Source organism: Reichenbachiella sp. MALMAid0571 (assembly GCF_040151475.1).
Taxonomy (GTDB): Bacteria; Bacteroidota; Bacteroidia; order Cytophagales; family Cyclobacteriaceae; genus CAXBNB01.
The window spans coordinates 111,402-124,674 of sequence record NZ_JBDKWG010000150.1 but is presented as its reverse complement, the minus strand read 5'-3'; the positions used below and the strand labels follow the sequence as shown (position 1 = coordinate 124,674).

The window sequence follows — 13,273 nt, the reverse complement described above, 5'->3', positions numbered from 1 at the left end:
GTAATTCATACCATAATGAACAATCGAATTCTCCTCTTTATCAGCTTTATTGTACTCTCGCAATTCGCAAATGCCCAACAAACCTACTATTGGGTAGGTGGCCCGGGCAACTGGTCCGATCTGGATGAATGGGCAACCACCAGCGGCGGTACCGAGCGCTTTGGTGTACTTCCAGGCCCGACTGATAATGTAGTGTTTGATGAAAACTCATTTATAGGCAATGGTAACAGGGTATATGTCGATGTGGACGCTGAGATGAAGGATTTGACTGTAACTAATCTGGCTTATGAATACATAGTCCTCGATGATGTTGATGGAGGCAAGCTATCCATTTCAGGGAATGTGATTCTTGAAGACAATATTCTTGTTACTTGTCCTATGTATTTTTCATCAGGCAACACAAGCACTTTCCAAAACAACGGAGGTTTCCAAAAAGATGGTTTTTCTGACAAAATAAGCTTACATGTAGATGGAGGAGGTACGCTAATTCTTCAAGATTCAGTTGCTTTCGACTATGCCAATTTGAGTAATTCATCAATTCTTGATATTAACGGGCAGGCTGTCAATTTTAATGGAGCCGTATGGGTTTATGATGCTACGCTAACTTCAGATGAAGCAGCTCAAATTCATCTTACTGGTAATCGTTTCAATACTCAAGCCAATAGCACCATTGATCTACCTACATCAACTATATATGGTGTTGATTATCCCAAATTATCCTTTTTTGGAGGTGGGCACTCTTACTATCGTTTGGTAATGCCAAATGCCACAATTCGAAACAATAACACCATAGAGAAACTATCATCATGCAATGGAGAACTTACTATAATTAATGAAAATTCAATAGACAGTTTGATCATGCATAGCAGTCGGTTGGAACTATCCGACAATACGACTAATACCGTTGAATATCTTGAATTAAAAGGAACCAGAAGTGAATTTGCAGAGATTGTAGGAGGAGAAAATCAGTCCACACTTGATATTACAAATGAAGCATCTCTGTCTTATTGTAGCTTTACAAATATCAACATCACCGCCAGCGAAACAGTAGTAGCCAACAATAGTCTGGATGAAGGAAACAATTCAGGTTTTACAATCAATGAAATTACCCCACTAACCTATTATTGGGTTGGAGGCTCAGGAGATATTTCCGATCTCGCACACTGGGCTACATCATCCGGAGGAAGCGAACTGCATGAAGATGCTTTTTCGAAAATAGACAACATTCTTTTTGACGCAAATTCTACAGATGGAAATGCTGTGATTACTTCATCAGAGGACATTGCAATCAATAATTTTGAAATGCTTGGCGTTACAGATTCCATTGAATTTGACTTAAAGGAAATTAATTTATATGGATTAATCTATCTCTCACAAACCACAATATCCAACCTGATGACAATCAATTTCCGAGGCACTGATGTTACTTCTCACTACCTTGGCAATACAGATGATAACCTCTTTTCCCTATATTTTTATGATGGAGAGCATTCCGTATCTGGTGATACCCTAAGAGCAAAAAGTATCTTTATTGACGGAGGGCATGCGCACTTATCTGATAAATACATTGATGTCGAGCAACTTTACAATTTATCCGGACGTGGAGAATTTCAGAATAGCTCTATAAATATTGATTGGAGGCTTATTGGCAATAATGAAGAAAATGGATCTGATTTCACCAATACCCACATCTACCTTAGCGACAATGAAAACAAATACAGCACCTGGCCCAGAATTGATATTAGTGGCGACACACTAAGCTATTTGCAAACAGGAAACGAGGCACAGATTTTTGACTCCAGTTACGACACTTTAATGATTCCTCCGGGAAAAACCGTAAATATCTATGAGACGATAAAAGTGGCCTTTGCGGATATTAATGGTGAGGCTGACAACTTTATAAAATTGATTGGAAACAATGGGGCAAAATTTGTCAGTAGAGAAGAAGAGGATATCGAAATCTCTTATACCGAATTAACTAATCTACCAGCAGAAGGTGCTACAATAACAGCCGATTTTTCAATAGATCGAGAAGGCAATGACGGCTGGACATTTACTAATGAAATATTAATTCCCGACGTACCAACTGGACTTACTGCGGTTGATATCACCCATAATTCTTACAAAGCGACCTGGGATGAAGTAGAGGGAGCTGAAAGTTACATCTTTTCATATACTACAGGCGGAGGTGCTGCCGGTACTAATGCTACTGAAATTACTGACAACTTTTTCGAAGTAAACGGTAATTTTTCAGAGTGGTACGTAGCTGCGAAAAATGCAGCAGGCACTTCTAATTACTCCGAGCAACAGCAAGTAACTTATACTCCAAATCCACCTACCATAAAAACGAATTATATTCAAGCCGTCACAGCAAGCATCAACTATACGCGCCCACGTGCTTTTGGCATCACTGCTTATATTGATTTAGCCTTGGACGAGCATTTCTCAACCTATGTAGATGGATATCAAAATTTTGAAGTGGTTATTGATAATGCTTCTACAGATAATGAGGATTTCATCTTTGAGTCTCTGAACGAAGAAACAGATTACTATTGTAGAATTAGACTAGCCAATGAAACTGGAACTTCACCGTCCTCCGAAACACTACACTTCACTACTGCATCTAAACTCACACAATCTATTTCCTTTGCAGAAATACCAGGTAAATCGATATTAGATGAGTCATTTGATCTTGAAGTTTCAGCGAGCAGTGGTTTGGATGTAACCATAGTTTCTTCCAACACCAATGTGGCAAGCGTAAATGGAAAAACAGTCACCATTCACAGTTTGGGTGAAACGACTTTTACAGCATCACAAGATGGAAACAACGGCTTCAAAGCGGCAACCAACCAATCACAAATATTAACAGTAAGCAAGGCAACACAGACCATTACATTCACTGACATGAGTAAATCATACGGTGATTCAAATTTCACAATACCAGCCTCTATCGATAGTCAACTCGAATTGAGCTATTCCAGTTCAGAAGAGTCTGTGGCTGTAATAGAGGGTGATATGTTGGTGATAATCGGAGTAGGTTCTACAGAAATCACGGCAAGTCAAGCAGGAAATGATGTCTATTTACCTACAAGTAAAACTCAAACACTAACCGTAGAAAAAGCAACTCTCACAATAACTGCCAATAATCAAACCAAAATTTATGGCAGTGAAAATCCTGAACTAACTTTTGAATATGATGGGTTTGTAAATAATGAAGATGCTTCGATGATAGACACCCCTCCCACTGCTACCGCTACTGCTACAGAAGCAAGTGCAGTTGGTGATTATGAAATCACACTTTCCGACGGAATAGACAACAACTATGACTTCAACTATGTAAGTGGAACGCTGACCATTGAAAAAGCACCTCAAACAATAAACTTCACAACAACAGGCGATAAAACGCTACAGGATTCACCCATTAGCCTACAGGCGAGTGCTACATCTGACTTAACCGTCGAATTTACCTTGCTTGAAGGTGATGGGGTGATCTCTGGAAATCAACTCACTGTAAATAGTATAGGTACATTCAGAGTTGAAGCCAGTCAGGAAGGAAATGACAACTATCTTGCAGCCAGCAAAGTTGAGATGTCTTTTGAAGTATTTCCAGACTTGTTAGATCAGACGATTAATTTTGATCAAATAGGAAATAAAGTTTATGGAGATACATTCGCATTGGATGCTAGCTCCAGTTCCCAATTAGATGTTAGCTATGAAGTAACATCCGGCCCGGCCACTGTTTCAAATGATGAAGTAACTATCACCGGAGTAGGTGAAGTAACAATAACTGCCAATCAGGCAGGTAATGACACCTACAATCCAGCTCAGGAAGTCACACAAACATTTAATGTATCTAAAGCAACGCTAACGGTGACAGCAGATGATCAAACTATAAATCAGGGAGATGAGATGCCAACCCTAACTTTTGAGTATGTCGGTTTTGTGAACGGTGAGGATGCTTCGGTGATCGACACCCCTCCGACTATTAATACTCAGGCTACTCAGTCAAGTGATGCTGGTGAATATAGTATCGAGCTAACAGGGGGAAGTGATGATCATTATGATTTTGTCTATGAAAATGGAATATTGACTATTGATAAAGTTACCGGAATAGAAGAAAATATTTTATCGGGGGTTCAAATATATCCAATACCATTTGTCAAAACATTCCAGATTGTACTACCTCAGGAAGCCAAAGACACTTACACCCTTACAATAAATACTTTGGACGGCAGACAAATCCTTAACAGGCAACTTAACAGTGTCCAAACCACACATGAAATTTATGGACTTGAAAATATTTCGAAGGGAATATATATCGTACAATTAGCTCAAAATGGGACAGTAAAAAGCTACAAGATTGTGAAGAAAACAACCAATTGAAATCATATTCTTCCTGCCCTCAAATAAATTGGCCAGGTGACTACTTTATATTCATCGATATTGATCCAGGCAGCTGACATTTCAGATTTAATCAGATCTATTGGATCAGAATGATTATCTGTTTTGAAGTTTTTAACCGCTGACCATGTTCCCAGATAAGCCAGGTAGTTGTGCATGTTGTAGTTGATCTTTATTTCAAAAGCAGGAGTTTGTATTTCTTCAAAAGGCATGGGAATACCTTGATATTTGTCCTCAACAAAATTTCTCTCCTTTGGCCAATATTTCCCTACAATATCCCGATAAAAGTAGTTTGTGACTTCATCTACTTCAGGAGAAATTTCAGCTAAAGTATAAGTCCAAAAAGCCAATACTCCATTTGGTTTCAATACCCTTTTGACTTCCTTGAAAAACAGATCAAAATCAAACCAATGAATGGCCTGAGCTACTGTCACCAAATCCATACTACTGTCAGAAACAGGGCAGTTTTCCGCTCTGGATACATGATATTTTATTCGATTATGTAAAACAGCATTCTTTATTTGATTGGCACTGGGATCTGTGGCCAATACATGATCAAAATAATCGACAAGCCTCAAAGCACATTGTCCATTGCCTGTACCTGCATCCCAGGCACGATCGTGCTCCTCACATAATCCGGAAATGTATTGGTACAACTCCACAGGATAGGCCGGACGGTATTTTTGGTAGCTGGAAGAATGGCCTGAAAAATGATCTTTGAAGGTTTCCATTTGTTCAGACTTTCCTCAATCAAACTTAATAGCCGTAATGGGTTTTATCCTTGAAATTACCAAAGTAGGAATGCCCAGTGCCAAACTGACTACAATAAAAGTTAGTAAATTCAAAGTAATAAGTATTACAAAATCCCAATGGATCGGCACAAAATACATATAGTAGTTTTCAGGATCAAGGGGAATTACCTTGAACTTATCCTGGATGAAAGCGACAGATAAAGCGACTACATTTCCCCACAACAAACCCTTTGCTATCAGCAACATACCATTGTAAATGAATATCTTTTTAATCTGTTTTCTGGGAGAACCCAATGCCTGCAACACCCCAACCATATTGGTTCTTTCCATGATCAGGATCAGCAATATTGAAATCATATTGATAACACTTACCACCAGTAACAAGCCAAGAAAAACTGCAACATTTTGATTCAGAAGATTGAGCCAATCGAAAAGCTGCACATACTTGTCGCTTATTTTGTCCACAAACAAATTGATGTCAATAATATCAAAAAGGTCTTCCTCAGCCTCTGTCATCTTGTTTGGGTCTTTGATAAACACCTCATACCCTCCTACCAATGTATCTGCCCAGTTGTTCATTCGTTGAACAAGCCCAATGTCTCCTATTATCAATTGTTTGTCAAATTCTTCCAAACCCGTTTCATAAATCCCGGTAATATGCAGTTTTCTGGTTCTGGGAGGATTTTGGACAAAAGAAATAAATACATCATCGTCCACATTGAGTCTAAGCGAACGAGAAATTTTCCTACTAATAATCACCTCCTGGCTGTATGTGGAATCCTTAAAACCAAACAACCTGCCCTCAACAATATTTGGCCCGAATCTGGTTGTATCAAAGTCTCTGCCCACTCCCTTGAAGATTACACCCTGCACTTCTTCTTTGGTTTTGAGTAGCCCGGCCTTATGAGCAAAGGCCTGTATATGATCTATGTATTTAATGTCTTTATAAAAATGAGCAAAATCCGAATTGGTGCTGACTGCCTGCTCGTCCACTGAGTTTCCAAAATTATATTTTGTAACTTCCAGATGACCTTTAAAATTAAATACCTTGTTCTTAATGGTTTCCTTAAAACCTCCCAAGATGAAAAACGCAAGAATCATAGCAGCCAGGCTGACTGCTATGCTCACTACAGCAATTTTTGAAATCACAGAAGAGAAGGACGACTGACTGTCGTTGGTTATTCTTCTGGATATAAAATAAGGTAGATTCAAATCGGTTTTGCCGTTATTGTAAATTAAACTCCGTAAATTAATTGATACATTTGTTTACCTCTTACTGAAAGAGATTTCAACCAGACACTGTGTTCTTTCAAATATTCAACAAAAATATATGTATAAATCTAACATCCAACATTTAATAATCTACTTCTGTTTTGTGCTTATTTTTTCGTGCAACTCTGCCACCCAAAACAAGGAAACCACTACTGAGCCAGAACCACCAGGAATAGTACTTGGAACCGAGCAATTAGGTCAGTATTTACCTTTGTTAAAAGACAAAAAAGTCGGGCTGCTGGTGAATCACACGTCAGTGATCGGGCAAACTCACCTATTGGACACCCTGATTTTACTAAATGTCGATGTAGCCAAGATCTTTGCTCCTGAGCACGGATTTAGGGGAAATGCCGATGCTGGGGAACATATCGACAACTCGATTGACAGCAAAACAGGAGTTCCTGTTATTTCAGTTTATGGGGATCACAGAAAGCCCACCCCGGAAGATTTAGACAATGTTGATGTGGTAATATTTGACAGTCAGGATGTTGGGGCGAGGTTTTTTACCTACTTCAGTGCCATGCAGTACATGATGGAATCTTGTGCTGAGAATGGAGTAGAAATGATCATTTTCGACAGACCAAATCCCAATGGGCATTATATAGATGGGCCAATACTGGAAATGGAAAACAAGTCTTATGTAGGCATGAATCCGGTACCTATAGTTTTCGGGCTTACCGCCGGAGAATACGCCAAAATGATGGTAGGTGAAAAATGGATCAATCAGGCTGAAGCACTTAAACTAACGGTTATTGAAATGACGGGCTGGGATCACAATACTCCCTATTCTCTGACAGTGAAACCATCTCCTAACCTACCTACCGATCAATCTATTGCTCTGTATCCATCCATTTGTCTGTTTGAAGGTACAGCAGTAAGTGTGGGAAGAGGAACACTGACTCCCTTTCAAATTATTGGAATACCGGACAGCACGATGGGAGATTATAGTTTCACTCCTGAAAGCATTGACGGTATGTCAAAAAATCCCAAATACTTAGGTGAAACATGCTATGGCTATGATTTATCCAATGTCAAAGTAAAGAATCAATTGGATTTGAGTTATCTCATCGAGTTCTACAACAAATCAAAAAACAAGGATAAATTCTTCAATAAATACTTTGTCAAACTTGCTGGAACAGATCAACTCCAAAAGCAAATAGAAGCCGGGATTTCTGAAGATGAAATAAGACAAAGCTGGGCAGAAGGATTGATTGCTTATAAAGCGAAAAGAAAAAAATACCTGCTGTATGATGACTTTGAGTAAAGCATCCAACAAAACTGCTACAAGTTGAAGTCAGGGGTTATGCCGAAATGGCTAAATGTGCATCAGGGAAAACAAGTTTATATCGTTAGCCGATACACAGACCTGTCAGGTTTCTTCCAGACAAGACAGGAAAACTACTTTCAACATCGGGTTTTGAGAGATAAACCTGACAGGTCTCAAAACATATACCAAATCAAGCATTTTTCACTTGGCATTAAACCCCTAGTGCGCATTTCCGATAACGAAATGCATAACCAAGACACTTATCCCAGAGCATTGACGGACTTTATTTTTCAAGTTTTTTTCCTGCTGCTTTCCAGGCATTTATACCTCCCTGCAAATCATATACTTCTGGAAAACCCTTTTCAGAGAATAATTTAGCGGTTTTGCCACTTCGTCCTCCCGATCCACAATAAACCATATAGACCTTATCTTTGTCTAGTTCGGCGACTTTCTTACTGAAATCATCTGCATAAAAATCCAATTGAATAGCTCCTGGAATTACACCTTCTGCTACTTCTTTGTCGGTTCGTAAGTCCAATATAATGGCATCTTCGGATTTCATTTTTTCTTCAAATTCAACCGGAGGTATCACCTTAGATATGGGTTGTGAATTGGTAGATGTATTACATCCTATCAAAAACAGAGCTAGTAGTAAGCCATAAAAGGTTTGTATGTTTTTCATATTCTCAATTGTGTTTCTTTCTCAAATTAACAAATAAAAAATTAGATTAGTGTATTGATCGAAAGCACAATCGAATAAATCGATCTTTGCGATCAATAGAGTCAGCAAGCAGTACTAAACCCAAAACAATGAAAAAAACATTCTACTTAATTATAACAGTTGCTTTTATTGCTTGTAATCAGCAAAAAAAGCAAGACATACCCACAGAAAAGACTGTCAAAACTGAAATTCAACAAAAATTGGAAACTTATATAAAAGTAAAACTCACAGCAGATTTATCCGGATTGTCGGAAAATGAAAAAAAGATGATTCCGGTATTTATTGAAATAGCTAAAATAATGGATGACATCTTCTGGCAGGAAGCTTATGGAAACAAAGAAGAGTTTCTGAGTAGTTTAGCCGATGAAGATTACAAACAATATGGATTGATTAATTACGGCCCATGGGACAGACTGGATGGCAATAAATCATTTGTAACCGGAATTGGCTCAAAACCCAATGGTGCCAACTTCTACCCTACTGACATGACCAAAGCCGAATTTGAAGCCTCAGCTATTGCTAAAACAGATCAGCAATACAACCTGGTGAGAAGAGATGAAAATGGTAACTTGATTAACATTCCTTATCATGTGGCTTTCAAGAAAGAAATCACCAAGGCTTCACAACTGCTACTCCAAGCGGCTGAATTGGCAGAAGACAAAGGGCTGAAAAAATACCTTGAATTGAGAGCTGAAGCACTGTTAACAGATCAATACCAACCCAGCGACATGGCATGGATGGACATGAAAACCAATGGGTTGGATTTTGTAGTTGGACCAATCGAAAACTACGAAGACAACCTCTACAACTACAAATCCGCACATGAGGCCTATGTCTTGATCAAAGACAAATCATGGAGTGACCGACTGGCCAAGTTTGCATCGTTTTTACCAGAACTCCAAAAAGGCATTCCTGCACCGGATACCTATAAGCAGGAAATGCCCGGCACAGACGCTGACCTCAATGCCTATGATGTGGTTTATTACGCTGGTGATTGCAACTCAGGTGGAAAAACGATCGCCATCAACCTGCCCAACGATGAGCAAGTGCAACTCGCCAAAGGATCGAGAAGGCTTCAATTGAAAAATGCCATGCAAGCCAAGTTTGATAAGATATTGATGCCAATCGCAAATGTATTAATCAAAGAAGATCAAATAAGCAACATTAAGTTTGATGCGTTTTTTGCCAATACCATGTTTCATGAAGTAGCTCATGGCCTTGGTATAAAAAACACCATTAACGGAAAGGGTACAGTACGTGAAGCACTCAAAGAACACGGTTCGGCTCTGGAAGAAGGAAAAGCAGACATTCTCGGCTTGTATATGATCACACAACTTCATGAAAAAGGCGAAATTGAGGGCAACCTGAATGAGTATTATACCACTTTTCTGGCTGGGATATTCAGATCAGTTCGGTTTGGGGCGGCCAGTGCACATGGTAGAGCCAATATGATCCGATTCAACTTCTTCAAAGAACATGGTGCTTTTGAAAGAGATGACATAACAGGCAGGTACAGCATCAATTTTGAGAAAATGCAGGAAGCCATGGGTGCTTTGTCCGAGTTAATTCTCACCCTGCAAGGAGATGGTGATTATGATGGTGTTGCCAATCTTGTGAAAGAAAAGGGAGTTATCGGTGATCAGCTTCAAGCAGACCTTGACAGGCTTTCAGAGGCGGGTATTCCAGTAGATGTAGTCTTCGAACAAGGTACTGAAGTGCTAGGCCTTTAAATACTTATTAGCCTGAATTCGATTCTAAAATCATACTAAAATACGTCATCGGTAGGCTTTTGGATTGGGTTTTGCGTTGAAAGCTCTGCCTGATCGGCCGACACAGGCGTAAGAATCTCTCACATATGAGGACTCCCATGTCGCTTCCTGCCACACTCTCCAATAAAAGCTCCTCTGTGTGACGGTTACGAGTTTTTTGGAGTAATATTAATCGAACTCAGGTTATTACTTATCCAACCGCTTTTGATTTCAAAAAATATACTCCAACATAATTTTGGTTTGAAAAAGACAAGTGATGACTATTGCAGTTAATAGATATCAAAATGACTCCAAAAAGTAATTTGACCAAAGGCCTGCTATATGCCAGTGCCACCGCAGTTTCCTGGGGCTTTTTGGCCATATTCTTAAAAGTCGCCCTCAATCATATAGATGCCATTACATTATCATGGTTCAGATTTGTTATTGCGCTAACAGTTCTTGTTATTCTATTATTCGTCAAAGACAGCAAAAAACTAAACCTGATAAAAAGACCTCCAAAATTGGCAATAATAGCGGGTATAGCATTGGGCTTTAATTATATCGGATTCATCACTGGCATAGACAAAACCACGGCCAGCAACGCTCAAATTTTTATCCAAACTGGTCCAATCCTATTGGCACTTGCCGGAATTCTGATTTTTAAGGAGAAAGTTTCCAAAATTCAAATATTGGGATTTGTTATTGCCATTTGTGGGTTTGTACTTTTTTTCAATGAACAGTTAAACAACTTACTCACTGAAAACCAGGGAAATTACAAACTAGGGAGCCTATATGTAGTTCTTTCAGCCGTTTCGTGGGCATGCTATGCTATTCTCCAAAAATCAATGGTTGTCAAATACAATCCTCAAAGCCTGAATGTGATCATTTTTGCAGCACCCTGCCTGATGCTGCTTCCCTTCATAGATTTTGAAGTATTTGTTCAACTCAACTGGCAAACCTGGCTCATAGTAATTTTTCTCGGAGTGAATACAGTAGTGGCTTACGGCTGTCTGGCAGAATCATTCCGATATATTGAGGCGAACAAAGTGGCAATTATTGTGACCTTAAATCCAATCATTACCATTATCACCATGTCCATTCTGGCATATTTAGAGGTGCAATTTATTAATCCTGAAGTTATCAGCTTAGTAGGAATAGCAGGGGGATTGTTAGTAATCACAGGAGCTATTCTGACTGTAAAGAGACAGAGTGAGAATCCTCAACAAATAGAGGTAGCCAAACAGAAAAAGTAGTCCCCTCTCCTTCTTTACTTTCAACTTCTATTTTTCCATGATTCATTTCTACCAGTTGATGAACCAATGTCAGTCCCAATCCCATCCCTTTTTCGCCATCTGTACCCCAGCTGCTTTTATTGCTTTCAAAATTAAAAATACCAGCTATTTTTTCTCCGGACATACCTAGTCCACTATCAATTACTTTTATCAACACCATATCTCGTGACTTTTCAGCACTAAAGGAAATGTTACCACCTTCAGGAGTGAATTTTATTGCATTTCCAATCAAATTCCTAAGTATCGCCAATGCACTGTCTTTGTCTGCCCAGGCAAAACACTTTTCCTTTATAACAAAGGTTAATGACTGTCTTTTGGCCACAGCCATGTTTTCCAGAATTTTCAAAGTAGAATCAAATATATCGGATATTATCAGTTTTTCAGGATTGTAGGGAAATTGCCCCTGCTGTCCGAGAGCCCACCCAAGCAGATTGTCCAACAGTATAGAAAGTTGCCTTGCCGATTTTTCGAGTTTACCAGTCAAAGCTTCAACGGTATCAAATTCCTTTTCCTGTACCATCTGCTTCAGGATTTCTGAAATCCCCTGAAAATTGTTTACCGGGCCTCTTAAATCATGAGACACAATAGAAAAAAACTTATCCTTAGTGCTATTCAATGCATCTAACTGATTGCGCTGAATTTCTATCTCCTCTTTTTGTTTGGCAAGTATTCTATTCGCTTTCAATTTTATCTTGTATATCTTGAACAGGACATAGGTAAGAATCATCACCAAAAGCAATATCACTGCAAGGCTAATTAAAAAAACACGTTGTTTTTGCGCTTCTTTGTTAAGGAGATTTACTTCTATTTGCTTCTTTGACACCTCAAACTCAGTACGCAAATCTGCTATTTTCATAATGGTCTCTTCGCTGTTGATACTATCTCTATAGGCTATATACTCATTTTGATAGAAGTATGCTTTTTCATAGTCTTTTGCCTCCTGAAAATATTTTGACAGCTTCAATCCCGCATCTCGTATTTGTTCTTTAAGCCCCTGTTTTTTAGATACTCTATAGCTACTCATTAAAAATTCCTGCGCTTTGTAAAGCTCACCTTTCGCTTTAAATATATCTGCCAATTCCATTTCATAAACAGCGATAGGATAGTAATCTCCAAGCTTTTCCAAAATCTCTATGGCTTCATTTATTTGTTGTTCTGCCAGATCACTTTTTTCTAGTTCAGCATTGACTAATCCAATATTTCCCAGACAGTAGGCATATAATAGGTCTGAATCCGAAGCATTAACCAATTCCATAGTTTTTTGAAAATATATAGATGCCGAATCAAGATGATGGTAAAGCCTGAAAGCCTCGCCAATATTCAATAAAGCTGATGCCAATTTTGTTGTATCTCTACGATCTTGATAAATAGTTTGAGCCTTTTTTAAGTAACTAATTGCATGTTTGAAATTGTTCTGAATCATATATAGGTTCCCTATATTATTATAAGCATTTGCCCTAATCCCATCTTCCTTAGTATCCAGAGTATAGGAAGCACATTCCATATAATATTCAATCGCTTTTACTAAATCTCCTTTAAATCGATAACCATCTCCAAGGGTCAAATCGGAAATAGCTTTCCACTTTTCTTTTTTGTTTTTAATTGCCAATTGTCTGGCTTTGGTGGCCGCCTCTATAATATCATCCGGGTTGGCACTATATATAGACAGGTCAATATACAATTCATATTTAAGTGAATCCTTAAAATCATTTTCCTGCAAAACCACCCTAAGGCTGTCAGCTTTTCTTTGATTTTGAGCAGAAACTGTATAAATAGAAAAGCCTATAAACAAATAGGCTTTTAATAAGGTGAATTTCATT

General features: G+C 38.6%; 8 protein-coding genes. 4 read left to right on the top strand and 4 right to left on the bottom strand.

What is annotated here, in order from left to right; all coding sequences use genetic code 11:
• Nucleotides 1-15 precede the first annotated feature (15 nt).
• The gene (locus tag AAOP42_RS21750; protein ID WP_349530700.1) at nucleotides 16-4,383 is read left to right on the top strand and encodes an MBG domain-containing protein; all 4,368 of its coding nucleotides are present in this window, start codon (nucleotides 16-18) and stop codon (nucleotides 4,381-4,383) included.
• A 2-nt stretch (nucleotides 4,384-4,385) separates the two neighbouring features.
• Here AAOP42_RS21750 and AAOP42_RS21745 read toward each other — a convergent pair whose 3' ends face one another.
• Both AAOP42_RS21745 and AAOP42_RS21740 read right to left on the bottom strand, forming a co-directional pair.
• Nucleotides 4,386-5,132 carry a class I SAM-dependent methyltransferase gene (locus tag AAOP42_RS21745; RefSeq protein WP_349530699.1) on the bottom strand — a complete coding sequence of 249 codons (747 nt, stop codon included), beginning with the start codon at nucleotides 5,130-5,132 and terminating at the stop codon, nucleotides 4,386-4,388.
• A gap of 15 nt (nucleotides 5,133-5,147) precedes the next feature.
• Complete coding sequence (locus AAOP42_RS21740) at nucleotides 5,148-6,365, bottom strand: ABC transporter permease (RefSeq protein ID WP_349530698.1); 1,218 nt, start codon at nucleotides 6,363-6,365, stop codon at nucleotides 5,148-5,150.
• A gap of 118 nt (nucleotides 6,366-6,483) precedes the next feature.
• Between AAOP42_RS21740 and AAOP42_RS21735 the strand changes: the two genes are divergently transcribed.
• Nucleotides 6,484-7,689, top strand: a complete 1,206-nt coding sequence (locus tag AAOP42_RS21735; protein WP_349530697.1) for an exo-beta-N-acetylmuramidase NamZ family protein — start codon at nucleotides 6,484-6,486, stop codon at nucleotides 7,687-7,689.
• A gap of 286 nt (nucleotides 7,690-7,975) precedes the next feature.
• Here the strand turns inward: AAOP42_RS21735 and AAOP42_RS21730 are convergent, their stop codons facing one another.
• A complete protein-coding gene (locus tag AAOP42_RS21730; RefSeq protein ID WP_349530696.1) occupies nucleotides 7,976-8,374 on the bottom strand; it encodes a rhodanese-like domain-containing protein in 399 nt (132 codons plus the stop codon).
• A 128-nt stretch (nucleotides 8,375-8,502) separates the two neighbouring features.
• On the opposite strand from AAOP42_RS21730, the gene AAOP42_RS21725 reads away from it, so the two are divergent.
• Both AAOP42_RS21725 and AAOP42_RS21720 read left to right on the top strand, forming a co-directional pair.
• Nucleotides 8,503-10,143, top strand: a complete 1,641-nt coding sequence (locus tag AAOP42_RS21725) for a DUF8614 domain-containing protein (RefSeq protein WP_349530695.1) — start codon at nucleotides 8,503-8,505, stop codon at nucleotides 10,141-10,143.
• A 323-nt stretch (nucleotides 10,144-10,466) separates the two neighbouring features.
• Nucleotides 10,467-11,414: a DMT family transporter gene (locus AAOP42_RS21720; protein ID WP_349530694.1), complete on the top strand. Its 948-nt coding sequence runs from the start codon at nucleotides 10,467-10,469 to the stop codon at nucleotides 11,412-11,414.
• On the opposite strand, the gene AAOP42_RS21715 is transcribed toward AAOP42_RS21720, so the two are convergent.
• Nucleotides 11,347-13,272, bottom strand: a complete 1,926-nt coding sequence (locus tag AAOP42_RS21715) for a tetratricopeptide repeat-containing sensor histidine kinase (protein ID WP_349530693.1) — start codon at nucleotides 13,270-13,272, stop codon at nucleotides 11,347-11,349. The two genes, AAOP42_RS21720 and AAOP42_RS21715, sit on opposite strands and share 68 nt — an antisense overlap.
• Nucleotide 13,273 lies beyond the last annotated feature (1 nt).

What these genes read in the sequence shown, in the direction of transcription:
- AAOP42_RS21750 (WP_349530700.1), top strand. Translation starts at nt 16, where the DNA reads ATGAACAATCGAATTCTCCTCTTTATCAGCTTTATTGTACTCTCGCAA.
- AAOP42_RS21745 (WP_349530699.1), bottom strand. Translation starts at nt 5,132, where the DNA reads ATGGAAACCTTCAAAGATCATTTTTCAGGCCATTCTTCCAGCTACCAA.
- AAOP42_RS21735 (WP_349530697.1), top strand. Translation starts at nt 6,484, where the DNA reads ATGTATAAATCTAACATCCAACATTTAATAATCTACTTCTGTTTTGTG.
- AAOP42_RS21730 (WP_349530696.1), bottom strand. Translation starts at nt 8,374, where the DNA reads ATGAAAAACATACAAACCTTTTATGGCTTACTACTAGCTCTGTTTTTG.
- AAOP42_RS21725 (WP_349530695.1), top strand. Translation starts at nt 8,503, where the DNA reads ATGAAAAAAACATTCTACTTAATTATAACAGTTGCTTTTATTGCTTGT.
- AAOP42_RS21720 (WP_349530694.1), top strand. Translation starts at nt 10,467, where the DNA reads ATGACTCCAAAAAGTAATTTGACCAAAGGCCTGCTATATGCCAGTGCC.
- AAOP42_RS21715 (WP_349530693.1), bottom strand. Translation starts at nt 13,272, where the DNA reads ATGAAATTCACCTTATTAAAAGCCTATTTGTTTATAGGCTTTTCTATT.